The sequence below is a fragment of the Paenibacillus massiliensis 2301065 = DSM 16942 genome (genome assembly GCF_000377505.1).
In the GTDB taxonomy this organism is placed as follows: Bacteria; Bacillota; Bacilli; order Paenibacillales; family Paenibacillaceae; genus Paenibacillus; species Paenibacillus massiliensis.
On record NZ_KB898186.1, the window covers coordinates 113,979 to 138,720 of the forward strand.

General features: G+C 50.6%; 18 protein-coding genes and 2 riboswitches. Of the genes, 9 read left to right on the forward strand and 9 right to left on the reverse strand.

Annotated features, from left to right (window positions below):
- Positions 1–240: 240 nt before the first annotated feature.
- The 8 genes from D328_RS0104495 to D328_RS0104535 all read right to left on the reverse strand — a co-directional run bounded on the left by D328_RS0104495 (position 241) and on the right by D328_RS0104535 (position 8,623).
- Positions 241–1,059, reverse strand: a complete 819-nt coding sequence (locus D328_RS0104495) for an ABC transporter ATP-binding protein (RefSeq protein ID WP_018883765.1) — start codon at positions 1,057–1,059, stop codon at positions 241–243.
- Positions 1,059–2,090 (reverse strand): FecCD family ABC transporter permease, encoded by a 1,032-nt coding sequence (locus D328_RS0104500; RefSeq protein ID WP_018883766.1) that lies wholly within the window; start codon positions 2,088–2,090, stop codon positions 1,059–1,061. Before D328_RS0104500 ends, D328_RS0104495 begins: the two co-directional genes overlap by 1 nt.
- Positions 2,087–3,130, reverse strand: a complete 1,044-nt coding sequence (locus tag D328_RS0104505; RefSeq protein ID WP_018883767.1) for a FecCD family ABC transporter permease — start codon at positions 3,128–3,130, stop codon at positions 2,087–2,089. The genes D328_RS0104500 and D328_RS0104505 overlap by 4 nt, the downstream gene beginning before the upstream one ends.
- A complete protein-coding gene (locus D328_RS0104510; RefSeq protein ID WP_018883768.1) occupies positions 3,127–4,221 on the reverse strand; it encodes an iron-siderophore ABC transporter substrate-binding protein in 1,095 nt (364 codons plus the stop codon). The genes D328_RS0104505 and D328_RS0104510 overlap by 4 nt, the downstream gene beginning before the upstream one ends.
- 336 nt (positions 4,222–4,557) lie before the next feature.
- The gene (locus tag D328_RS28345) at positions 4,558–4,989 is read right to left on the reverse strand and encodes a YgiT-type zinc finger protein (protein ID WP_018883769.1); all 432 of its coding nucleotides are present in this window, start codon (positions 4,987–4,989) and stop codon (positions 4,558–4,560) included.
- Between the two features lie 1,082 nt (positions 4,990–6,071).
- A complete protein-coding gene (locus D328_RS0104525) occupies positions 6,072–7,340 on the reverse strand; it encodes a hypothetical protein (RefSeq protein WP_018883771.1) in 1,269 nt (422 codons plus the stop codon).
- Positions 7,341–7,683: 343 nt separating this feature from the next.
- Positions 7,684–7,806 (reverse strand): hypothetical protein, encoded by a 123-nt coding sequence (locus D328_RS31735; RefSeq protein ID WP_018883772.1) that lies wholly within the window; start codon positions 7,804–7,806, stop codon positions 7,684–7,686.
- 193 nt (positions 7,807–7,999) lie between these two features.
- On the reverse strand, positions 8,000–8,623 hold the full coding sequence (locus D328_RS0104535; RefSeq protein WP_018883773.1) for a GNAT family N-acetyltransferase: 624 nt from the start codon (positions 8,621–8,623) through the stop codon (positions 8,000–8,002).
- Between the two features lie 212 nt (positions 8,624–8,835).
- Positions 8,836–8,923, forward strand: a riboswitch (cyclic di-GMP riboswitch).
- 59 nt (positions 8,924–8,982) lie between these two features.
- Positions 8,983–9,070, forward strand: a riboswitch (cyclic di-GMP riboswitch).
- Positions 9,071–9,083: 13 nt separating this feature from the next.
- Between D328_RS0104535 and D328_RS0104540 the strand changes: the two genes are divergently transcribed.
- On the forward strand, positions 9,084–9,887 hold the full coding sequence (locus D328_RS0104540; protein WP_018883775.1) for a transglutaminase-like domain-containing protein: 804 nt from the start codon (positions 9,084–9,086) through the stop codon (positions 9,885–9,887).
- Between the two features lie 369 nt (positions 9,888–10,256).
- Positions 10,257–13,880 carry an LPXTG cell wall anchor domain-containing protein gene (locus D328_RS0104545; protein WP_018883776.1) on the forward strand — a complete coding sequence of 1,208 codons (3,624 nt, stop codon included), beginning with the start codon at positions 10,257–10,259 and terminating at the stop codon, positions 13,878–13,880.
- A gap of 125 nt (positions 13,881–14,005) precedes the next feature.
- Here the strand turns inward: D328_RS0104545 and D328_RS0104550 are convergent, their stop codons facing one another.
- Positions 14,006–14,887 carry a LysR family transcriptional regulator gene (locus D328_RS0104550; protein WP_018883777.1) on the reverse strand — a complete coding sequence of 294 codons (882 nt, stop codon included), beginning with the start codon at positions 14,885–14,887 and terminating at the stop codon, positions 14,006–14,008.
- Between the two features lie 120 nt (positions 14,888–15,007).
- Between D328_RS0104550 and D328_RS0104555 the strand changes: the two genes are divergently transcribed.
- From D328_RS0104555 to bglB, 7 genes are all read left to right on the forward strand, one after another.
- On the forward strand, positions 15,008–16,381 hold the full coding sequence (locus D328_RS0104555) for an MFS transporter (protein ID WP_018883778.1): 1,374 nt from the start codon (positions 15,008–15,010) through the stop codon (positions 16,379–16,381).
- 616 nt (positions 16,382–16,997) lie between these two features.
- Positions 16,998–17,861, forward strand: coding sequence for a helix-turn-helix transcriptional regulator (locus D328_RS0104560; RefSeq protein ID WP_018883779.1), 864 nt, complete (start codon positions 16,998–17,000; stop codon positions 17,859–17,861).
- 34 nt (positions 17,862–17,895) lie between these two features.
- The gene (locus D328_RS0104565) at positions 17,896–19,185 is read left to right on the forward strand and encodes an ABC transporter substrate-binding protein (RefSeq protein WP_026281002.1); all 1,290 of its coding nucleotides are present in this window, start codon (positions 17,896–17,898) and stop codon (positions 19,183–19,185) included.
- 89 nt (positions 19,186–19,274) lie between these two features.
- Complete coding sequence (locus tag D328_RS0104570) at positions 19,275–20,192, forward strand: carbohydrate ABC transporter permease (RefSeq protein WP_018883781.1); 918 nt, start codon at positions 19,275–19,277, stop codon at positions 20,190–20,192.
- Positions 20,192–21,013, forward strand: coding sequence for a carbohydrate ABC transporter permease (locus D328_RS0104575; RefSeq protein ID WP_018883782.1), 822 nt, complete (start codon positions 20,192–20,194; stop codon positions 21,011–21,013). Before D328_RS0104570 ends, D328_RS0104575 begins: the two co-directional genes overlap by 1 nt.
- Before the next feature lie 7 nt (positions 21,014–21,020).
- Positions 21,021–23,603: a hypothetical protein gene (locus D328_RS0104580; protein ID WP_018883783.1), complete on the forward strand. Its 2,583-nt coding sequence runs from the start codon at positions 21,021–21,023 to the stop codon at positions 23,601–23,603.
- Positions 23,594–24,679, forward strand: coding sequence for a beta-galactosidase BglB (bglB, locus tag D328_RS0104585; RefSeq protein ID WP_018883784.1), 1,086 nt, complete (start codon positions 23,594–23,596; stop codon positions 24,677–24,679). Before D328_RS0104580 ends, bglB begins: the two co-directional genes overlap by 10 nt.
- Positions 24,680–24,742 lie beyond the last annotated feature (63 nt).

A 24,742-nucleotide genomic window follows, 5' to 3' on the forward strand; every position in this document is an offset into this window, starting at 1 on the left:
TAGAATTTATAGGTTTTCAGCGGTGTCGAGCAAATCGTTCATCGCAAGAAAAATTTCAACCGCACATGGTCTGTCTTCTGTGAAGTACGCCGATAGACGTTTTTCTTACGTGAGCTGTACTGCTGCACATAGGCAGAAGTGGCTTGTGGGCCACGATTGTTGCTGTAAATTGTCGTGTTACATGGTCGTCCCACATTGTCGTCCACATTGTCGCGGCATTGCTGTGAGGCAGCTCTTCTCCTATTGTGGAGTGTACTCCGCTTGCACATGATGCCTTCCCTTGGGTACTACCAATGGCGAACCCGAGATAGGGTCCTCAATGACGGAGCAATTCAGTCCGAAGATATCCTTCACTAAAGTGCTGGTAATGACCTGGGATGGCTGCCCCTCAGCGACGAGCTTGCCTTCATGGAGCGCGAATAGGTGATCTGCATAACGTGCCGACAGGTTGATATCATGCAGCACCATGACAATCGTAGTGCCATATTGCCGATTCAGGTCTGTGAGTAGATCTAGAATCTCCACCTGATAGGTGATATCTAGGAACGTCGTCGGTTCATCCAGAAATAAAATGTCCGTCTGTTGCGCTAGCGCCATGGCAATCCAGACGCGTTGACGCTGACCGCCGGAGAGCTCATCAATGTGATGGTTGGCGAACTGCGTGATGTTCATAATGCTCATCGCCTCGGCGACGGCTTCCGAATCCTTCTTGCTCCATCCACCGAACAGGGATTGATGCGGGAATCTGCCGCGACCGACGAGATCCGTGACCGAGATGCCCTCTGGTACAATCGGCGACTGTGGCAGAAGTCCGAGCACGCGGGCGAGCTGCCTGGGCGGGATCTTGGCAAGCGGCTTGTCATCCAGCGTAATGCTGCCAGATATCGGCTTAATCAGTCGGGCCAGCGTCTTGAGCAGGGTGGATTTACCGCAGCCATTGGCCCCGATGATGACACTAATCTGGTTACTGGGAATGAGCAGATCGATGCCCTGAATGATCGGCTTGTTGTCATAGCCTGCAACGAGCTGCTCAGCTTGAAAATGATGCGTCGGCTTCATTATAATTCTCCCTTCCGATTCATTTGGATGAGCAAGAAGATCAGATACGGCGCTCCGAGCAGCCCTGTGATGATGCCCACGGGGAACCTGTGCTCAAAAGCAAATTGCCCGATTAGATCAGACGCCAATACCAAGTTCACCCCAACGAGACCCGCGGGAATGATGTTCGAGAAGCCTACACCCACCAGCCGCTTGGCAATCGGTCCCGCTAGGAAGGAGACGAAGGCGATCGGCCCCGTCGTAGCGGTAGCAATCGCAATCATGAAGACTGCACTGACAATCAGCGTAATTCGAGTCTTGTCCGTGTCCACCCCCAGCGAAGTAGCCGCTTGCTCTCCAAGCTCCAGCATATTCAGATGTCGGCCCAGCACAATCAGGATCGGCGTGAAGATAGCTACCGTGATTACAAGTGGAGGCAGCTGCGACATTTGCGAGCCATTCAGGCTGCCTGTGAGCCAGCGGACAGCTGCTGGTACATCCTGCTCTGCACTAACCAGCATCAGATAGGAGATGAAGGCATCGAGCATAGCCTGTATAGCGATCCCGATGAGGATCAGCCGACCGATGGAGAAGGCTTTTCCTCTGGATAACATGTAAATGAATAATACCGTAGCCAGGCCCGCACCGACCGAGGCTAGAGATACGATGGCCCCGCTGGTGTGGAGAACTACGATGCAGAATACCGCTGCTGCACTCGATCCCGAGGTAATCCCGATCACATTCGGGTTCGCAAGGGGGTTACGCAGCATCGTCTGAAAGGTGTATCCCGCCACGCCGAAGGCGAATCCAGCGAGCAGACCTGCCAGCATTCTCGGAAGCCGTATTGTATTCACGGCGAAGGACACGCCCTTGACCTGCTCTCCGCCTAGCACCCGAATAACATCCTGTACCGGATAGATGGTGCTTCCTAGCATCAGCATGGCGCCGCATAGTGCACATGCGAGTAATGCCAGAAGACTAGTCACCACGATCCAGCGCCGCCGCCGTTGACGTCGGCCTGCCAATATAAATTCCAATGATTGAATGGTCATAATGAACGCACTTTCGCTCTCATCGCTAGGATGATTAGTATGGGAGCCCCTATAAAGGCTGTAACTACACCGACCTCCAGCTCACCAGGGCCACTGACGACCCTGCCGCCTACATCGGCTATGGTCAGGATGATCGCCCCCGCGATGGCTGACATCGGAATGACAAACCGCAGGTCGGGTCCGAGCATCAGGCGTATGACGTGTGTCGATAAGAGCCCGATAAAGCCAATCGGCCCAGCCAGTGCTGTCGTTGCCCCGCACAGCAGTACACCTGCCAGAGCCGCGATGAAGCGCAGTGTGCCTGTGCGGACGCCAAGCCCGGTCGCTACCTCGTCACCCAGGGCCAGCGCATTGAGCGCGGGTATCGTCAGGATGCCGATTAGGATACCAATGATCAGGAACGGGATAAATGTAGTAATGCCACTCCAGGTGGCAGCACCGACGCTTCCCACCTGCCAGAACCGGAATTGATCCATGACGTAGGAGCGTGGGATCATGATGGCCGTTACCAATGAGGAAAGGGCTGCACTGGTCGCAGCTCCCGCCAGAACAAGCTTAATGGGCGTGGCACCGCCACGCCCCATGGAGCCGATCCCGAATACGAAGGCTGCCGTAATGGCCGCCCCGGCTAATGCCAGCCAGATATATTGATTCGGCGAGCTGATGTTCAGAAACGCAATGCCGCATACCACGAACAAGGCTGCTCCCGTATTTACGCCCAGAATGCTGGGGTCCGCAATAGGGTTGCGGGTGACCGCCTGCATGAGCGACCCGGATACACCAAGCGCTCCGCCGCACATGAGGCTGAATACCGTACGGGAGATACGCTTTCGGACCACATTGGCCCCGTAAGAATCAACTTCTGGACGGAAGAGCCCGTCGATCAGCTCATGAAATCTTACCGGTCTGGACCCGAACATCAGCGAAGCACATACGCTGATCACCAGCAAGACAAGGCAGAGGATCAGCACGATCGTAAAATACTTCGGAATTCGTGAGCTTAGCTGCTGGTCATGATTCGTTACGGATGAGCTGCTCATTTCAGCTTGTCGAGAGCCCCTTGGATCAGACCGAGGTAATCATCCAGCGTATACGCGATTGCCAGAGGATTCGGGTTCCCGGCAGCGCCAAGTGGCGAATTGCCGCTGATGAACACGACTGAGCCTCTTTGAATAGCTGGAACTTTACCAAGCAACGGATCAGCCTTCACCGCTTCATACAGCGCATCGTCACCGTATCCGACGATGATGTCGGCATCATTCAGCGCTTCCGCATTTTCGGCACTCAGGCTCAAGGAGTAGCTAGTTGGATCGGTAATTAGGCTTGTTACGCTTTCCGGATATTCCATACCGAGCTCGATCAGGAATTCACCACGCGGATCTGCTGGTGTATACAGATGCAGCTTGGACATATCCTTCGCTGAGAAGTTGACCCATACGACTTTTTTGCCTTTTAGATCCGGGTGTGCACTGGCTTTGTCCTGAACCAGCTTCTCGGTGTCTTTAATGAGCTGCTCGCCTTGTGCCTTCATGCCCATGCCTGTCGCATTCAGCATGACTTGCTCGCGCCATGTAGTCGCCCAAGGCTTCGTCTGATAAGGCACGACTGGAGCAATCTGGCTCAGAATGTCGTAGTCCTCCTGCGTAATTCCGGAGTAGCCTGCCAGGATCACGTCCGGCTTCGAATCGGAAATGGCTTCAAAATCCAGACCATCGGTATCTTGGTAGATATTTGGCTCCGTCACACCAAGCTCCTTGAGCTTCGCCGCTGTCCAAGGCAGCATACCGCTGTCATCCTCTACCCCGAAGTTCGCGGCAGAGAAGCCTACAGGTACAACGCCCAGTGCGAGGACGACATCTTGATTCGCCCATTGAATAGTAGCTACACGTTCTGGCTTGCTATCAATGACCGTCTCGCCAAAGGCGTGCTTGATCACAATCGGATATTGAGTGCTGTCATCTTGGGTAGCTGTCGTGTCTGTAGAAGGTGTCTGTGTATTTGCTGAATCTGTCGCATTCGTAGCTGGCGGAGGCGTCGAACTGGATGTCTGAGATCCGCAACCGGCGAGAGCCAGTGCCAGGATTGTTGCAGTGATTAGTGTCTTGAAGGGGAACTTGCGTGTTGTGTTCATATGGGTTCCTTTCCTGATCCTAAAGTGTATTTTGTACTTGAAGGGACTGGTGTGGTGGAGTGATCGGACACCTATGGAGTGGGTGTGAAGCTTCTATTATAGATGTCATGGTTCTCCGTTGCGATAATGATTATCATCGTCATTAAATATAATGGGGTATGGACGGGGTGTCAATGTGTGTGGGGGGATAGGTGAGGACAAAAAAGTACTGTTAAGCAAACATGGTTAACCACGTCAAATTAACAGTACCTCTATTTTGCTGTATTTTTGAAGTGAATTACATATCTGTACTGATGAAAGGAAAGGTTGGCAAAATGTGAATTGCATCAGTTATCATTAATCTAAATAATATTTATTACTTCTCTCATGTATAGTTCTAAATTCAAAAATATTGTTTACGGGTTCCCCAATAGCTGACGACACTTTAATCATCGTTTGAGCATCTAAATTAAAATCCTGAAGGATCTGGTTTGCTCTTTGTTTTGTTACCCCGATTCTATTTCCTAATTCTTCTTGAGTAATCCCTTTTTTCTTGGCAATTTCCTTAGCTCGATTATTGAAGCCCCCTGAGCGGAATATGCTTAATTGTTTATCAATATATCTATTGGCTTCGGGAGTTAAATATATCTCATTACATTGACTGCATTGGATGGCTGGAATATCCTCAATAACAAATATTTTTCCGTCTTCTTTATGCTCCATTGTGTAATTAATTTCTACTAAATGAATTGAGCCACACTCTACACATCTTTTAATTAAACTACTCATATATTCTAAGCCCCCAATACCCCTAGGATAGTCTGAAATCTAAATATTTCTTAGGGGATAAGCACTTTTCAGTGCTTATCCATAACAGTTATGATAATTATGAGCTCGTTAAGGTTGAACTTTATTGCCAACCTGTGATTATGTATTCCTCCTTCAATTTTGTAAGAAGTAATGCCATTTACTTATGTAAAAGTAAAGCGTACAATTGACTTTTTTAATCGGATTAAGTGATTCCACCACCGATTACTACAATTACTAACGTCAGGCCATGTATGGAGATTAGAGAGGGAGTGCAGGTAATAATAATATCTAATAATGAGAAAGTACTATAAAATGTTTGCACTATAAACACATTATTGCTACCCTTTTAGGTAACTGGAATATAATTGATTTATTTTCTAGCATATGGGAAGGGGTGTGCCAAATGGATCAAATCAAAAATATGTTTAAGCAACTAGACTGGAAAGCGATGAATTTATCTGCATGGTTTGTGCTCATTATTACATATATATATCCCATTCGATTTGTAGAAGATAAGCTCGGTGTAATAGGGTTCCCTTTTCCTTTTTTGACGGTATATGATCAGGGGTTGGGTTCCAGTTTGTTCGGCTCTTTTCATATTGATCTAGGAAGCTTGATTCTGAATATTGCAATTGTGTATTTGGTTATAACTCTACTAAGTAGACTGTATACACGATATAAGAAGTCCTAATTGTAATTGTATCGAGAAGCATTATTTGGATAGATGAGAGTAATTCGGAAGCGATCTGTGAGGTATGGACGGTCATCCTCGGAAAAGTATAGTTTTCGTAGAGGCCGCCATTGTGCGGCCTTTTTCCTTTATCCTTCTCTCTTTAGTCTATATAGATTGAACCTATAAAATTGAGTAGGGGAGTGAGCAACGGAGGGGAAGTTTGGAACTGGAGGAGCGATAGCGACCGCCTTTGTCTCTGGATTTCCACGGCTACAAGCCGTTTACATGGAAGAAATCTGGAGACAACAGCGGCCGGAGGTTCAAACGTTCACCGCAGTTGCGCGCCCCCAACTCTTAGCATCTTCAGTTCAATCTATATAACGTCATCCTACAAATACATCTCTCTAGCCTGCTCATTAAAGAATTGTGTGACATTCTCATATTCACTCAGATCAGTCTGCTGCTGCCGCATCATCTTCTGAATGAAAATCGCATCAGTGAAGAGGTGGCTGACGATCAGCTTACACAAGGACGGGGTGTCCTTGAAATAATCCACCAAGGCATGAAGCTCATTGAACCGAAAGTACAGAATATAGCATGCATAATGCTGCAGCAAGCTACGGTAGATATACACTTGATACGGATTGGCTGTCGCTGCTGCACAATTCTTCATCATTTCGAATAACGCAGAGGGCTTGTTGGAGTAAAGCTCGAGCAGGTTATCCACGTTGTTGATCAGCCGCAGCGCGTCATCCCATCCATCCTCCGCAGGCAGGATTATTGGTGCTGCTGTTCCCTCAATGGACTGCAACATCTCCAGTGTGAGATTCTTGTAAGCCTCTATCGGATGGGATACCAACCATGCCATCTTATCGTTATTCTGCTCTGGAGCTAATTGCTCAGACAGCTCTCGCTTCGCAAGCTCTTGCCCCCCTTGGTCTACCTGCCTCGGCCGCTCTGGCTTAATTTGGTTGTGCCCCTCCTGATCAGCCTGCTCCATTTGTTCCTGATCCGTGTGCTTTTGCTTTTCACTTTGTACTTGCTGCACCAGCTCCGGTGCCACCTGCTTCAGTTGACTGTGATGTCCGCTATAGAAATCATGATACGCCGAGAAATAGTCCGCGATCTGGATGCTCGTCTTCGTATGCAGCAGCTTGGGTCCGCTGAAGGAGAAGGCTTCGAGTGTCTCTCCATTTACAGGATGCGTGTATAGATAGAAAAAGAAGAAGAAGTCTCTTAGCTGCTCACGCTGCTCATCGCTTAATCTGGTGACATGTGTCACCCGGCTGAGCTGGAGGAAGCTATAATTCTTCATGAAATCATTCATGGCGTTATAGGGATTAACCGGGACGATGGTCGTCGTCGAGTTGATGGTGTAGAGCAGGTAATACAGAATCTGTTCGTCGTAGATATCCAGCGCTGGAAAAGAATTCGAGAGCACAGGCGACCAGTCCGGGTCTGCTGTGTAGCCTGGGTCCGGTGGTTGTAACTCATCAGCCCACTGTACGAAAGAATCTGCTTCTGGCTGACCTGCCACGAATAGCGCTGTGCTATCGTCCTCCAGTGTGCAATATGCAAAAGGAGCAATCGCCTTCGGTGGTAGTCCCCGGTTGAATTTGATATTTACATATTCATTATATATAGATTGTAGCTTCATCCGTCATATCCTCGGTTCTTGTAAAATAGGACGCTACTCACAAAAAGCGCCTTCTCTAGAGGTGTTCGACAGATGGGAGGGCATTCCTGCCCGCGAACTTACATTGAGAGTTATTGCTGTCATCTATCGGCTAGTGTTGGTGCGATGATGAAAACATAAAAGAACCCTCCCTAGTGAGCACTTCATCACATGTACGTGATGATCAAGGCTAACTAGCAGAGGGCGCTTAGGTTTTATATTGTAGTGGATTTTATTGTAGTGGATTCGTATGTTTCGCGTGTGTTGTTCATTGAAATTCTCAAAAATCACTAGATTCGGATAGTTGAATCATAGGGGCGTTGCGTCACACTTCGACATATACTACATTGTAAGCGCAATCCAAGCCGGCTCCAACACCCAGCCCCAGCTTCTCATCGAGCTCCGAATTGAAGGCTAACTCCGGGTCCCAATTGGGCTTCGAATTCAATGCCAGCTGTAAATCCTCATAGGAGCTCTGAATTCAGCGCTAGCTCCAAGTCCGCATGATTTCCTCTTCACTCGCTTCGATGCGAACCCTATCCGTATTTTATTTATACGCTTATTTATTTCCTTAATTACTTCCTTAATTACATCCTCATCTAAGTCTGTCCTTATCTAACCTCTAACCTCACAACCGCCATTTAACCAAGCAAAGCCGTATCTTGCGCAGATAGGACAGGCGAGACTGTGATGCTAGGCTTCCCCAGCATGTACTCCAGCCGAGCTTTGACCTCCAGCCACTCTCGATCCAGTATGCTGAAGTAGACGGAATCACGAACGTAGCCGTTCGGCAAAGTCAGATGGTTGCGGAAGACACCTTCCCTCGTCGCTCCGATCCGTTCAATGGCGGCCTGTGAGCGGACGTTGCGGCTATCGGTCTTGAGCTGCACCCGGATCATGTCGAGCGCCTCGAAGCTATGCTTCAGTAGCAGGTACTTGCATTCTGTATTCACGGAGCTTCTCCAGACGGCCGGGGTGAGCCAGGTGGAGCCGATCTCCAGGCTCCGGTGCTGAGCCGAAATATCGTAAAGCCGCGTGCTTCCTACGATGCGCTGAGTGTCCTGCTCGACGATGACGAACGGCATGGCGTTCGGTTGCTCCAGAGCGGTGCGGACGTACTCTCTGGCATCCTCCCAGGTACTGATGTGAATCTGTGTGAATTGCCAAATCTCTGGATATTGACCGATCTCAAATAATGAGTCGGCATGATGGTCTTCCATAGGGACGAGCTTAACCTTGCTCCCCGTCAACACTAGCGGCTTCATGCTGCACCTCTGCTTTTCATCAGTCTAGGGCCTAACGTTACTATCATACCTGCCAATTATTATGTAGATATGAAAATTCGAGGCAGATATTCATGAAAGTGTTGAACTTCTGGGCTACTGCAAAAGATAATTTTTCGACAATCTCCGTAATAACCAATTATTTCCTTGATGGGTACAAATATCTTCATATATAATGGATGCACAAAAGCAACTCACGATAATGGCAAACTTGTCGAAAGGCAAGGACGCAAAGCTACAGGGCCTTCATGACGCGATGTCAAATGGCAGCCAGTTACCGAACGACGGCGCTTTTTTTGTTTTTCTGGGACAAGCACCCATGGGAACTCTGTGAGACTCTAGCACGATAATGGCAAACCTGTCGAAAGACCGGGACGCAAAGCTACAGGGCCTTCTTGACATGATGTCAATGGCAGCCTGGCTACCGAAAGGAGTTAGCAGTATGCGCAACGTAATGTTGTTCGCTATGATAGGTCTGTTGGCGTTCCTGATTTGGACCCCTGCAGTACAGGCTGAATCTTCGGCAGATTGGCTGGGGCTGGAGCAGCTGGACCGCGGTGTGATCGCCATTCGCTATGAATCGACTCCCGGCGTCAAGACGAAGCTCATGATCGCAAAGGGACAGGATAAATATACTTACGGGCTGTCGTCGAGCAAGCGGCAGGAGGAATTCCCGTTACAGATGGGCAATGGAGATTACAAGATCACCATTCTGGAGCAGGTGAAAGGCACAACCTATAAGGCTGTTCGTGAAGGAGCAGTGAAGCTCCAGCTGACCAACGGCAGTCAGGTGTTCCTGAACTCCGTACAGAATATCCATTGGAACGAGCAGGACAAGGCCGCTCAGCTTGCGAAGGAGTTGACCCGCTCAGCCCAATCGGATCAAGAGAAGGTACAAGCCATCTATGAATATATCATCAGCACCATTCGCTACGACCACGCTCTGGCTGCCAGTGAGCTGACAGAATACTTGCCAGATAGTAACCGCACGATCGCAGGTCGGAAAGGAATGTGCTACGACTACGCTTCCTTGTTCGCTTCCATGCTGCGGAGTGTGGATGTTCCAACCAAGCTGGTGATGGGAACGTCAGACTATGTCGATATCTATCACGCATGGAATGAAATCTATCTGGGTGGCAAGTGGGTTACGATTGATACCACAGTCGATGCGAGCTGGAAGAGCAAGGGTGCAGACTTTAATATGATTAAGGACGCCGCTCGCTACTCCGCCTCCAAAATCTATTAATCTAGCATGTAATTCTATTTATTGAGACCATTGCATTCATTCAGATAAAACAGAGTCTAGTAATCAGATGCGTGACTTGTGATCATGCGCAAATGGAATGCAAGTTTATACCCTTAGCCTTGGACCGTAGGTCCAGGGCTTGTTCGCATTCATGTAGAGAATTTGTAGAGGTGAGGCGGCTATAATGCAAGAAGCCCATTTGGTTCCAGGGAATGTAAGCAATATATCGTGCAGCAGAAAAGGTGGAGGTGATGGACGGGAGGTCCTCTGATCGGCGTGTGGCCCAGCGGCTGCTAGAGCCGATTTGCGCACGAAAGCTGGCCCGGAGCCAAATACTATGCGGGTGATGGAGACACTGAGGGAGCGATCATGAAGAGAAAAGTGTGTGGAATCGTTGTAGCGCTGTTGCTTATGATTCAGACGCTGTATGGTACATCTGCCTGGCCAGTTCAGGCTGCTGTAAGCGTGCAGGATTCTGTGTATGGAGTGACAAATGACGTCTATGACCCGCAGCCAGCGCCAGTCACCAATACGGATAATATTTTGACCAAGGTTGTACTAACGGACTCGAATGGCACTGTGATTGACTCGGTATATAACCCGGACAGCAAGCTGGAGATTGGCGAGGCCGTCAATCTGAGCTACGAATGGGAACTGCCGAACGGACATAGCTATAAGAATGGGGATACATTTATCTTCGAGCTGCCTGAGCAGTTTGAGATTTTTACAGATATTGATGCACCACTCGTGGCCGATCAAGACGAGGTAGGCCGCTTTACCGTGGACCGGGACGGGAAGGTCGTCATGACCTTCAATGATTATGTGGAACGTCACTCCAACGTCAGCGGCAAGCTGGAGATTCGGACCGAATTTACGAAGGAAACCATTCAGGGCAGTACGGAGGTCATTATTGCGATCCCGGTACAGAGCGGATTGCAGACCGTCATTGTGAATCTGAAGCCGAAGGGCGGCAAGCTGATCGAGAAGCAAGGGACAGCCATCGGCAAGAGTCAGATTGACTGGAGGGTGCAGGTCAACAAGTCACTGGATAAGATCAAGCATGCGGTCATTACGGATGTGATGCCGGATGGACTGGAGCTGATCGAGGATTCCGTTAAGCTATACCACCTGCAGGTGAATGGAGACGGATCGACGGTGCTTGGCACTGCGGTGGATTCGAGCAAGTATACCATCTTGATCTCAGAGGGCAAGAAGCTGGAGCTTGCGTTCCAGGATGAGACTATCAGCAAGGCTTATGAGCTGCGTTTCTCGACCAAGCTGACCGGAGAACAGGAGCGCTTCGAGAATACGGCCGTACTGTCTGGCGAAGGCATGGAGGATAGCCGGGCTACTGCGACGGTAACCGTGCAGCGTGGACAATTCCTGGAGAAGTCGTATAACCAGGACTCGGAGACAGGCATCATTACCTGGAGAGTGAAGTACAACTTCAACGAGAAGAAGCTTACACGGGATCAGGCGGTCCTCACAGATGAATTCAGCGCCATTCATACGATGGTCCCTGATTCGCTGAAGGTATATGCCGGAGATTCGACGAACGCCAAGGATCTGGTGGCGACAGAGGATTATACCGTTACGATGACGGGGCCGAATAGCTTCAAGCTCCAGTTCGAGAAGGCGATTGATTCGCCATATACAATCATATACAAGACGAAGCCGATTGATCGGCTGAGCGCCGAAGGCAAGCAAGTGAAGAACAAGGTCGTATCGGGTGATACGTCTAAGGAGGTCACAGCTCCTGCACAAGGTACCCGCGCTCTGGTGAAGGGTGTATGGGGTGTGAACTTTGCGAACAAGACTTCCAAATGGATGATTACCATCAACGGGGACAAAAAGCCCGATGGCAGCAAGTACAGCATGGAGAATGTAGTCATTCAGGATACGTTCCCGCATGATGGACTCGAATTCCTGCCGAATTCGGTGATCGTCAGATCGAACGGGAACCTCGTGCCTGCCAGTGACTATAAGGTCGAATACGACCATGTGCGGAAGGGCTTTGTCATACGCTTCTCCAAGACCATCGACACTACCTACACGATCGAGTATGACTCGAAGTTCGACATCGACTGGCTGAAGGATCGTAAGCTGGACTTCATGAACAGAGCTACCATGACGTGGGTCGAGAACGGCGAAGTGAAAGGGCCTATTCAGCGGGATGCGAGCTTCGCGTCGGATGACTATACAAAGAATAACGGGGGTAAGGACGGTAGCTATAATCCAGTCAACAAGGAGATTACCTGGAACGTCAAGCTGAACTATAATCTGGATCCGCTGGATCAGGCGAGCGTGACAGATGTGCTGAAGCAAGGCCAGCAACTGGTGCCGAATTCAGTGAAGGTATACGAGATGAAGCTGACAGGTAGCTGGAATGGTGTGACGAAGGGGACGGAGATTCCTGCGTCTCAATACAAGGTGACGGAGCCTTCGGAGGCGAACGGCAATCAGCTGTCTGTTCAGTTTAACAACCCGATCTCATCTGCATACTGGATTGAGTTCAAGACATCGCTGCAAGGCACATTGGTTGTCAGACAGATCGAGAATACAGCCGAGCTGTGGAATGGCAGCAAGCAGGAGGCCACCTGGAAGGCCAGCGTGTATGTTCCTCATGGCGGCGACTATGTGAGGAAGCAAGGCGCCCAGAATGGGAATAAAATTGATTGGTCGATTCGCATTAATGAAGGCCAGTCTCATATTTCCAACGTTCGCATCATCGACTTCCCAAGCAGCAATCAGATTCTGATCGAGGATTCATTCCGCTTGTATGCGACGAAGATCCAGGTGAGTGGCGAAGCGGTCAAGGCTGAGGAGCTGACGAAGGGTAAGGATTATACCCTGACGATCTCCAGGCTTGAGGATGGTCAGGAGACCTTCGAATTAAAGTTCACGAACGCCATCTCCACAGCTTATATTCTGGAATATCAGTCGTTCATTACGGCTGAGGATAAGGAAGCTGTGAGCAACAAGGTGGGACTCGAAGGAGATCAGCTGAAGACAGAAGTCAGGGATACGACGAAGGAGATCATTGTCCGTACTTCCTCTGGCTCAGGCTCGGGGGGCGGTGTAACGGGCAGCCTTGAGGTGACGAAGGTGGATCTGGCTGATCCGTCCAAGACACTGGCGGGTGCCAAATTCGCGCTGTATGATCAGGCAGGCAAGCGGGTACCGATAGTGAAGACTACAGATGCGGACGGCAAGATTCTCTTCACGAAGCTGCTGTACGACGATTACGTGCTGGAGGAGCTGGTGGCTCCCGCAGGCTATAAGATCGAGCAGGCGAAATGGAACGTAACCATTGACTCCAGTATTAAGAGTCAGGGGAATGTGAAGAGCATCACGGTAACGAATCGGAAGGAAGAGCCTGTCGGACCGGGCCCAACGGATCCCACTGACCCAGTTGATCCGACCGATCCTGGCAACCCGGGACCCGGTGGTCCTGAGAATCCTGGACCTGGAGGTCCGACGGACCCAACGGACCCAGTCGATCCAACGGATCCAGGCCCTGGCGGACCAACCAACCCAACCAACCCAACCGACCCGGGCCCTGACAACCCAGGTAACCCGAGTAACCCGGGAACACCTAGTAAGCCGGATCGGGATAGACCATCAGATCATAATCCAGATCCGGGTCCAGGCAATCCGTCCAATCCGGGTACGCCACCTACCGGCATAGAAGTGCCCGATAAAGACATCCCAAGAGGTGAGCCGGGAGACCCAGGGGACCCGCAGCCACCTACGGTTGAGATTGATGAGGACGATATTCCGCGCGGTGTAGGCGAGCCGGAGCCAGGACAGCCAGACCCTGAGCCGGAGACGCCAGCAGCCCCAACACCTGATCCACGCATTCCAGCGTCGAAGCAACAGGTGCAGCTGCTGCCGCAGACCGGAGAGTCGAGTCATGCTCCATTCTATATTGGCGGGCTCGTGTTGATCTTGCTGGGGGTATGGTTAGCTCGCAAGCGAATCAAAATGAAATAAGTATCCATAGCGAGTGAATTTCTCATGCCCTATATGGTACCCTATAGATTGTTCTTCTCAAATATATGGGTATTGTAATCTATACTAGCTCTTCTTGTCCTGATTCAGGGCAGGGGGAGCTTTTTTTATTTGTCGGCAAAATACAGGGCCAAGAACCGTTGGAACTCCCGCGCAGCCTCCGACAGATATCTGGCTTCATTCCAGAACACGGAGAACGTTCGTCTACTGACGGAGCCTTCGATATGCACCAGCCGATATTGCAGTGCGTCGTCTTCTTTGTTACCCGGAATAAATGCCAGCCCTAAGCCAGCCTGTACCAGACTACTTAACGCACTAGGCTCCTCTACCTCACAGACGATTGTCCGCTGGATTCCTGCTCTGCGGCTGATCTCATCATTGACCTGACGAAACGGATGTCCAAGCTTGTATTCAATGAACGGCTCGTCCGCAATTTCCTCCAATGTAACGCTGTCCTGATGTGCGAACCGATGCCCTCGGGGTACAGCCAGGAATACTTCTGTCTGTAGTACGGGCAATTCTTGAATACCCTGTCTATACGAATACATCGGACCGAAGCCCAGATCGGCGCCGCCTTGCTCCAGCAGCTCCCCAATGGTGTGGGTCTCCGCAGGTGCAATCTGATTAATTCGGAAGCTCACCTCCGGATATTGCTCACGAAAAGCCGCAAGCGCAGGTGAGAGGCGATCCAAGGTACTTGTGGCGATACTTACTACACCCCTCTCCAGCCCGGCCATATCCATCACTTCTTGTCGCCCTTCCTCTAATGTGGATAGCGCTGCTTCGGCCTTGGCGAGAAAGGCTTTGCCAAATGCGTTAAGACGAATCTGTCGATTCACACGGTCGAACAAGGGGACACCTAGATCCTCCTCCAGTCGGGATATAGTCTTGCTAAGCGCAGGCTGCGCAATATGAAGCTGTTCAGCGGCCTTGGTCATATGCTCCAGTCGCGCAGCTGTGCGGAAATATTGAAGCTGTAGCAGTTCCATGGCGAGCACCTCTTTTCCATATACTTAAGGTTATGAATACATAGGGAAACATATATTATTATTTATCTAAAATGGATTGTAGAATAGTCTGTAGCAAAAAGAAAGGGGATATTCGATTCCATGAAGAGCAACAAGTTAATCTATATCCTCGCCTTCACTATGATTCTCTCCTCGATGAGTGCAACCATGTTCAATATTGTGCTACCGAAGATGGGTGAAGAGTTCCAGCTATCGTACTCGCAGGTAAGCTGGGTATCTGCTATCTACCTGCTGATCTATGCGATCGGTTCTGCTGTATACGGCAAATTAGCCGATCTTTTCAGATTAAAGAGCCTGATTACCTTCGGACTGCTGCTCTTCTGTATCGGTTCTCTGGTCGGGCTGGCTTCTCAGGCCTATTGGATGGTGCTTCTGGGCAGAATCCTGCAAGCGTGCGGTGCGGCTGTCATTCCTGCAACAGCGATGATCGTACCGGTGCGGTATTTTCCCGTGGAAAGGCGGGGGTGGGCGCTGGGGATTACGGCAAGCGGGCTAGCCATCGGCAATGCCATTGGTCCGGTCGTGTCTGCCATGCTTGTCAGCTTTGCTCATTGGCGGTGGCTCTTCTTCCTCCCGATGCTGCTAATCTTCATGTTACCTTTCTTCCGAAAATATCTCGGTGATGAGCAGGGGAATGGGGGCAAACTGGACTGGCTCGGCGGCACATTGCTGGCTGGAACGGTGACGTGTCTACTGCTGGCCATTACGTTCTCAAGCTGGCTTGCGGCCATACTTAGCATAGTAGCCCTCCTCTTATTCATCGTTCGTATTCGCCAGGCAGAGACGCCATTTGTGCATCCGGGCTTGTTCCGGAACAGAAGCTACACACTGGGCCTTGGCATTACCGTATTGGTCATGGCTGCGGGGTATTCGTTACCGTTCCTCACACCCCAACTGCTGGCAGATGTCCATCATCTCTCACCGGGGGTGATTGGCTTCGCGATGGTGCCTGGAGCGGCGGTCTCGGCATTCTTGGGACGTAGAGCGGGGAGAATAGCCGATGATAAGGGGAATATGACCCTGTTCTCGCTGGCCAGCGGATTGCTTATGATTTGTTTTGCGCTACTATTTCTACTGGCTGGTATCTCACCTGTGATGATCGCTGTCTTCCTCATCTTCGGTAATGTGGGGCAGATGTTCATGCAGATTGCCTTGTCCAATACGATATCCAGAGCGTTGCCGACGGAGCAGACCGGAATTGGTATGGGACTGTTATCCATGCTGAATTTCTTATCCGGGGCAGTGTCCACAGGCATATATAGTAAAGTCGTCGATCAAGGTGCGGCTTTTCATCTGAATCCGTTCGTTGCGTCTCCGGTATCCTATGTGTACAGTAATATTTATCTTGTATTAGCGCTGATCGTTGGAGGCGTATGGATCGTGTATTGTGCGCAATTCAGGGGAAAGGTGCAACTGCGAGAAGTGAGCGGGAGCCATAGCAGGACGCCATCATAGGCGCTCTTAGCCGCAGGTGTGCTAGAGGAGCAAGTTAGTCTTAGAAGCGTGTCTTAGCCACAGAAGTGACATAGAAGTAAGCACGTCAATCATGGAAGGAAGCAAGTCAATCGTAGAAGTAAGCAAGTCAATCGTAGAAGTAAGCAAGTCAATCATAAAAGCAGGAGAGACACAGAAGTAAGAGTATGTGCTCGCGATTAGAAGTCAACACATATTTCAGCTAGGGCCGCTATACAGCGGCCTTTTTCGCATGCTGGCTTTCATACCAGTTAGCATCCGTCGTCATACTGCAGTACCCTGCTGTGCTCTGTAGCCACACCCCGCGCCTTATCTGTCAGTGCACTTAACGCAGCTGTGCCACATCCTGTATCGGATTCTTGTCCGTATCCTAGCTTTCCCTTTGCTGAGCAGGGTTCCTACCAAATGGAATTTCGGATAAATCCATTATCTGTATATATAGCTAGAGTGTGATAGATGTAATTGACCGGAAGAAATTGGACAGCAAGATATGATAAACATTGAGCAATTTTTATGCTTACCCATCAAAGTTTCTATGTTAGAATTCCATTAAAGCGCTTTCAATTTAAAACAAAGCTATGAGGGGGAGTGGCAGTGGATGAAGTATAACGCTCATTTTCCCACCAACAAAGCCTTAAAGCAGGAACGTATCTATATCCGTTATCGTGTGACCGAATGGCAGAATAGCTGGCCGCTCCACACGCATGAGGGGTACGAAATGTACTTTTTTCTGGAGGGTAACGCGAATTTTGTGATTGGAAATGAGATTTATCAGCTGCAGGCTGGTGATATGTTGCTGTTTAGCGGCGACGTATTGCATCGGCCCAATCCGGCGAAGGATGTACCTTATGTTAGAAGCTACATTAATTTTACATCCGACTACATTCAGGAGGTGGCTGGAGAAGAGCTGCAAGCGAAGCTGCTCAATCTGTTCGAGCATCCGAATGGGCTGTTGATTCGCTGGGATGAGAGCGGCGTGAATGAGATGGACAGTCACTTCGAGCTCCTGTTCACCGAGAGAGAGAAGGAGGCTATCGGGCATGAGGTGATGATGCAGACGTTGATGGTGCAGCTTCTGCTGAAGATCTATCGCAAATCAAAGGACGTCTACTCCCTGCTGACCGCGCCTGCGCAATCACAGAAGGAAACGAATGTACGCCGGATGCTTAAGTATCTCAATCAGCACTATAGGACCTCGATTACGCTGGAGGAGCTATCGGAAGTGATGCATTTGAACAAGTATTACATGTGTCATTGCTTCAAAGAGATTACAGGCATCTCCATTAATAACTATGTTACCCGCAAACGAATTGATGAGGCCAAGAAGCTACTGCTGCTATCAGACCAATCTGTCGGCAACATGTCCGAGCTGCTCGGGTTCAGCAATCCCATTCACTTCAGCCGTATGTTCAAGCAATATGCGGGTGTCTCCCCGCAGACCTACCGCAAGACACATCAATAGAACATTACAATCGGAAGAGGGGTCGAAAGAAATGATGAAGAGCAAAATGAAAGCGATTGCAATGCTGTTGTTATCCGTTGTACTGATCATGGTTGTGGCGGGGTGTGGCGCAAGTTCAGGCGCAAGCTCTGGTGAGGGAGATGCAAAGAAGCAGGTCACCCTTGATTTCATGTGGTTCACGGACGGGATTGAAGGAGAGGTCATCAAAGGGCTGACTCAAGAGTACGAGAAGCAAAATCCGAATGTGAAAATTAACCTGATCGAGGTTCCGTACAAGGATCTGAATACGAAGCTGAAGACGATGATCGCAGGAGGACAACCACCTGCGCTGTCCCGGATGACCGATACCGGAGCCTATGCGAATCAAGCGCTGGACTTGGCGCCTTACGTCGGGACGGCGGATGAGTTCTCCAGTCAATTCATAGATTCGATCAAGCCGTACTATGTGTCAGATGACAAGATTATCGCTGCGCCTATGGATGTTACAGCCAATGGTCTGATCTATAACAAGACCCTGTTCGACAAAGCCGGAGTACAGGTGCCAACAGACCCGAACAATGTATGGACCTGGGATGAATTCAAGGCAGCACTGAAGCAAGTCATGGAGAAGGGTGGAGCGAAGTATGGTCTGGTGTGGGATGTGTCTCCACATCGCTGGTCCACAATGCTCTATCAGTTCGGTGGTCACATGATTAGCGAGGATGGAACCCAAAGTGCGATTAATAGCCCGGAGGCGGCACAAGCACTTGACTATTTTGTAGGTCTGCATAAAGAAGAAATTGCACCTTATTCCGTATGGCTCGGCGGTGAGAATCCGAATAACCTGTTCCGTTCGGGTACAGTAGCCGCTCACCTGGCTGGTAACTGGATGCTAAGCAGCTACAAGGACATCTCGAACTTTGAGTGGGGCGTAACGTATATGCCGAAAGAACAGATTCGCTCCTCAGTTCCTGGCGGCAAGTACCTGATGGCCTTCGAAGGCAGCAAGGTAGAGAAGGAGGCAGCTGATTTCATTAAATGGGCCACCTCCAAGGAGATTAATTCCCGCTACAACCAGGAGTCTCTCTTCATCAGCCCACGCAAGGACAGCAGTGATCTGGATTATGCGTTCGGCAAGGAGATGTTCAAGGTGTTCGCAGACGAGCTGGCGAATACGACTCCGCTGGCGGCTAATGACTGGTCGAGACAGACGATTATTCCCAAGTTCTCTACCGATCTGAAGAATGACATCGTACAGGTATTGGCCGAGAAGATGACGACACAACAAGCATTGGAGAATGCAGCGAAGCTGATTGATGAGGCGATTGCCAAGGATAAGGACTAACATCCAGACAAGGGAGGAAGGGCTGCTCGCTTTCCAGGAGGCAGCAGCCACACTCCCGGCATCTAGAGTCCGAGGAAGGAGAGGATTGAGTGTCTCAGGTAATGACCAGCTCCAAGAGCAGCTCGCGGACCTCGTGGAAGAAGGAAAAGCTAAAAAGATCGCTTGCCCCCTATTTATTCGTGTTACCGAACTTTGTGATTTTCTTGACCTTTATCGTGATCCCGGCGTTCGTGGGATTCGTGTATTCCTTTCATGAATACGACGGCTTGAATGAAATGGAGTTCTTGGGTCTGCAAAATTATGCCGCTGTGCTGGCTAATGGTGAGTTCTGGGCATCACTGGGCCGAACTGGGCTGTACGCCGCTGTTGTCGTCCCGGGTATTTATGCACTATCGCTTGGAATTGCGCTGCTGCTGATTCGCGAGGTGAGGCTCAAAGGCCTGTTCCGGGCAAGCATTTATTGGCCGACCATGATCTCGTACATTATCGTTGGTCTGACCTGGAAGTGGATATTCGGCGATTCATTCGGCATTCTGAATCACATCCTGAACACCGTTGGCTTCGGGTCGATTGGCTGGCTGACAGATCCGTTCTATGCGAACTTATCGGTCATCATTGCTACCCTCTGGTCGAGAGTGGGATTCTTCATGGTCATTTTCATAGCAGGGCTGCAATCCATTCCTGTCGATATGTACGAGGCCTCTAGTCTGGATGGAGCTTCCCGCTGGAGAACATTCCGGGATATTACGCTTCCGATGCTCAAGCCGACCAGCCTACTTGTCTTTATGGTGGCGCTCATCGACGCCTTCAAGGCTTATCCGCTGATGTTTGCCCTCACAGGAGGAGGCCCCGGCAAGGAGACCACGTTCATCGTACAGTACATTTATGAAATTGGCTTTTCCAAGCAGGAGCTTGGTATGGCCAGTGCGATGTCTGTCATTCTATTCGTAATTATCGGGGCGTTCACGGCCTTGCAATTCCGTCTTTCGAAAGGAGGAGCTGACTAATGCTGATGCGACAAGCGAAGATAGGCACTTATGTGATCTTGATCGCCCTAACGATGATCTGGTTATTCCCGGTTCTCTGGACCGTGCTGTCCTCCTTCAAGACGGAGTCCGAGCTATATAGCTGGCCGCCTGCAATTCTGCCGGAGAAATTCTCTCTGGAGCACTTCATCACAGCTTTTGCCAAAGGGAACTTCGGGACCTATTTCCTGAACAGCACCATCGTTACCATTACATCTACGATTCTATTGTTGCTAATCAACACGATGGCCGGCTTTGCCTTAGCCAAATATCGGTTTAAGGGCGATACGATTCTGCTCGTCGGATTCATCTCTACCCTGATGATCCCGCTGGAGGTCATTATGATTCCGATCTTCAAGGTCATCTCATTCCTGGGCTTGTTCAACAGTCTCTGGGGCATCATTATTCCGCCAGCCGCTACACCAACAGGGGTATTTCTAGTGCGACAATATTTGCTGTCTGTCCCGGATGAGCTGCTGGAGGCCGCACGTATGGACGGTGCGGGGGAGTGGAAGATCTTCTGGAGTATTATCCTACCGATTGCCAAACCGATTATTGCCGTGCTCGCGATCTTCTCGTTCATGTGGCGGTGGGATGACTTCCTGTGGCCGCTCATCGTTATCAGTGATCCGGCGAAATACACGATTCAGCTGGCATTATCGAACTTTATCGGAGAGTATAACGTCGATTGGGGAAGTCTGCTGGCGATGTCGACGATTACGATGATTCCTGTGCTGGTGGTATTCCTTGTGTTCCAACGTCATTTCATACAAGGCATTACGACATCAGGGATGAAGGGGTGAGGAAGCTATGACAACGGATGATCATGAACAACGTAACCAACACGAACAACACAGCCAACGTGACGAGCATGTGCTAACGTATGCCCCGCTGCAGCTGAAGCATCGTGTGATTAATCGATGGCTTATCAGTGGAATCCTGACCCGCAGCGTGCGTTTCGAGCCCATGACGATGGAAGGGGATATCAACGATTGGCTAATTAAGGGCTTCTCGATTCATGAGAATCCCTGCCGCAAGGAATTCGTGGATGAACGCAGGGCGACGCCCCCACAATTGCCGTTCACAGTACCGCCAGTGCCGGGGGACAGGGTCTTCTTGTGGGAGACGGAGGCCAAGTGGAACATCTATTTTCCATGGGGCAACTCACGGGTAGAGGCTTCCGGCTTCTATTATGTGCCGACGCACATGCTGAGGTACGGGCGTACTCTTGTAGTGAGTCCTGTCTCACATACGGCAATCTTCAACTTGAAGACCTGCGGTGGAGTGGCGCTATGGGTAAACGGGCATCTCGTTAGCGACTTTACGCCATTCACCAGAAATATTGAGCAACAGACGCAGGTGGAGATCAAGCTTGAGGCGGGAACGAATGAGTTCTTCGTCTGTCATGAGGACCTGGCGGAGCGGGATACATTGTACCATTTTACGCTGGAATACACCGGCCCTGAGTCGATTACGATTCAGCTTCCGCTTACGGAGTCGGAGAAGGCAGAAGAGATTATGGTGATGGAGCGAGCGCTCGACATGGCGTACTTTCCGACGAGTACAGCCCAAGACGAACAGCTCCGCATAGTCTTCGACAAGCCGTTTAACGAGGACGTTCGTTTTGGCGTGTCCTACAACAGCTTCTTCGATGGCCGATATACGATGCAGCGGGAATTGAAGGCAGGGCAGCAGGAGCTTATTCTGGGCCACACGGATGATTTTGGCGCGGACTATAAATATTTTGAGTTGATTGTTCAGATCGGAACCGCAGAGATTCGCAAGCTACTCGGTATCGAGGTGTACAATAGTCGCTTTCAGCCACAGGACAGCGAAGTCCTGAGTGTACAAGAGCGCAAGCGCATCGCGCTGGAGTGCGTGGCTACCCTCGGCATCCCGAATATTCATACAGCGATGGCCAAGCTTGCGACTGGAGGCGACCCAGCGGTTGCGCGGGATATGATTGTTCAAGGACTCATTGGCATACGAGAACGGCGGGACTGCGCTGATTTCTACCTGGTCGCCCTGTTCCGGCTGTGGAGAGATTATCGCGATAAGGGCATATTCGAGGAGGAGGTCTGGCAGCAGATCAAGGAGACCATGCTTAACTTCCGATATTGGATCGACGAGCCGGGCGATGATGTCATGTGGTTCTTCAGCGAGAACCATGCACTGCTATTCCACACCTGTCAGTTGCTGGCGGGCCAGCTGTTCCCTGACGAGGTGTTCACGAACAGCGGTGAGACAGGCACGCAGCGCAGGCTGAAGGCGGAGGGGCAGCTAGTGGAGTGGTTCGAACGCTTCTTGACGGAAGGGTTGGCCGAATGGAATTCGAGCGCGTATATCCCGATTGATTTCCTGGGCTTGATCCAGCTGCATGACCTTGCGGAGCTGCCGATTCTGCGGGAGCAGGCCAAGCGAGCGATGGATCTACTGTATTCGTACATGACAGCGGAGGCACATGAGGGGCGTCTAATGACGACCTTTGGCCGTAGCTACGAACGAGAGCTGATCGGCGGCTATACGGCAGGGACGACCTCGCTGATCTGGGCTGGCTATGGCGTGGGAAATGTGAACAGCACCAGCTTCAACGTATCCGTATACCTGTCAGACTATACGCCTCCGCAAGACTTTGCTGAGCGAATCAGGCTGAATCCTGAGGAAGAACTGGAGTTCCGCCTGGAGCAAGGAAAGGACGGGTACGCGAAGCTTATACATTACCGGACAAATGCATATGTCATGTCCAGCATTGCTGACTTTCGGGCAGGCTTGAAGGGCTATCAGGAGCATGTGCTGCATCTCGCGTGCTCGCCTGAGGCACAGGTGTGGGTGAATCATCCTGGCGAGATTTACGCGCACGGCTCGGGACGGCCTTGCTTCTGGGCAGGTAATGGCTACTTGCCGAAGGCAGGACAATATAAGGGGCTAGGCCTCCTGCTATTCGATATTGATGAGAATCATGATGCAGATTATACACATGCTTACTTCCCGACCTATGCCTTCGAGCGTTATGAGCAGCACGGGTCTTGGTGCCTGAGCAAGAAGGGTGACGCTTATGTTGCGCTGTATGCCGCCAACGGCCTGCAGCTCACAGAGCAAGGAACGAACCGGGGACGGGAGCTCATCTCGAAGGGTCGACGCAATCTGTGGCTGGTCCGGGCGGGAGATCGCCAGGAGTTCGGTTCCTTCGAGAGCTTCAGCGAGCATGTGATGAAGATGCCGCTCACAGTCTCCGTGGAGACATTGACGATTGGATTGGTTGATCCGGCATATGGGGAGGTAAGCTTCGGCTGGCAGGAGCTCTTGATGGTGAATGGAAAGCCAGTTCACATCGAGGGCAGTGGAGTAGAGGGACGATTGATCCGTAAAGGGAGGCTGACATCTTGCATTTGACACAGGATACGATGCTTGGCGCGATCGAGCGGGTGTCTGGCGCCATGCGATCCATGACAAACGAAGGAATGGATGAGATCTATCCGATCGGATTGATTGATATTCATCTATGGGAATGGCCTCAGGGCGTAGGTCTATACGGCATGTACCAATATTACGAGGAGACGAAGGATGCAGGAACACTTCAGTTCCTGAAGGATTGGTTCGATGCTCGCATTCGCGAAGGACTCCCGGAGAAGAACGTCAACACCTGTTCGCCGCTGCTTACACTGATCTCGCTGTGCGAGCTGACAGATAACGCTGAATACACTCAGGTATGCGACGAGTGGAGTCGCTGGATTATGGACCCGGAGAACGGATTAATTCGTACCGGAGATCATGCCTTTCAGCATATGATTACTGGTGATCCGAATGACGGACAGATTCTGATCGACACCTTGTTCATGACGGTCCTTTTTCTAGCGAAGGCAGGGGCATACTTCCAGCGCCCAGCGTATATCGAGGAAGCAAAGAAGCAATTCCTGATTCATATCAAATATTTGTATGATCGCCATTCAGGATTGTTCTTCCATGGGTGGGATTTCCAAGGAAGACACAACTATGGTGCTGTTCGTTGGGGACGCGGTAACGGCTGGTATACCTGTGGGCTGGTGGATTTTCTGGACATGGTGGAGCTGGAGGATGGAATCAAGCAATATTTACTGGATACGATGCACAGCCAGGTAGAGGCGCTTGCGGCTCTACAGGCAAGTGATGGCATGTGGCACACGGTTCTGGATGATCCCACGTCTTACGCCGAGACATCGTGTACGGCTGCCTTTGGGTATGGCATTTTGAAGGGCGTACGCAGAGGCTATTTACCGCAGGAATATTTACAGGTCGGACGCGAAGCACTGCAGGCGGTGCTCCAACGCATCGACGGGAATGGGGTGGTCGGGGAGGTCTCGTACGGCACTCCTGTCGGTCAGGATGCGCAATTCTATAAGGATATCCCGATAAGTCCCATGACGTATGGTCAAGCGTTAACACTTCTGATCTTGATGGAAGGGCTGCGTTACGCCAATACTTCGAACTGATATCGTGATGTAATCGTGGCGTCATTCCATGTGGGGTGGCGCCCTTCCTTTACTCCGCAGAGG

Coding starts and splice junctions, on each gene's coding strand:
- D328_RS0104550 (WP_018883777.1), bottom strand. CDS start 14,887: ATGGAACTGCTACAGCTTCAATATTTCCGCACAGCTGCGCGACTGGAG.
- D328_RS28345 (WP_018883769.1), bottom strand. CDS start 4,989: ATGAGTAGTTTAATTAAAAGATGTGTAGAGTGTGGCTCAATTCATTTA.
- D328_RS0104545 (WP_018883776.1), top strand. CDS start 10,257: ATGAAGAGAAAAGTGTGTGGAATCGTTGTAGCGCTGTTGCTTATGATT.
- D328_RS0104500 (WP_018883766.1), bottom strand. CDS start 2,090: ATGACCATTCAATCATTGGAATTTATATTGGCAGGCCGACGTCAACGG.
- D328_RS0104575 (WP_018883782.1), top strand. CDS start 20,192: ATGCTGATGCGACAAGCGAAGATAGGCACTTATGTGATCTTGATCGCC.
- D328_RS0104560 (WP_018883779.1), top strand. CDS start 16,998: ATGAAGTATAACGCTCATTTTCCCACCAACAAAGCCTTAAAGCAGGAA.
- D328_RS0104525 (WP_018883771.1), bottom strand. CDS start 7,340: ATGAAGCTACAATCTATATATAATGAATATGTAAATATCAAATTCAAC.
- D328_RS0104540 (WP_018883775.1), top strand. CDS start 9,084: ATGCGCAACGTAATGTTGTTCGCTATGATAGGTCTGTTGGCGTTCCTG.
- D328_RS0104555 (WP_018883778.1), top strand. CDS start 15,008: ATGAAGAGCAACAAGTTAATCTATATCCTCGCCTTCACTATGATTCTC.
- D328_RS0104535 (WP_018883773.1), bottom strand. CDS start 8,623: ATGAAGCCGCTAGTGTTGACGGGGAGCAAGGTTAAGCTCGTCCCTATG.
- D328_RS0104565 (WP_026281002.1), top strand. CDS start 17,896: ATGAAGAGCAAAATGAAAGCGATTGCAATGCTGTTGTTATCCGTTGTA.
- D328_RS0104510 (WP_018883768.1), bottom strand. CDS start 4,221: ATGAACACAACACGCAAGTTCCCCTTCAAGACACTAATCACTGCAACA.
- D328_RS0104505 (WP_018883767.1), bottom strand. CDS start 3,130: ATGAGCAGCTCATCCGTAACGAATCATGACCAGCAGCTAAGCTCACGA.
- D328_RS0104495 (WP_018883765.1), bottom strand. CDS start 1,059: ATGAAGCCGACGCATCATTTTCAAGCTGAGCAGCTCGTTGCAGGCTAT.
- D328_RS0104580 (WP_018883783.1), top strand. CDS start 21,021: ATGACAACGGATGATCATGAACAACGTAACCAACACGAACAACACAGC.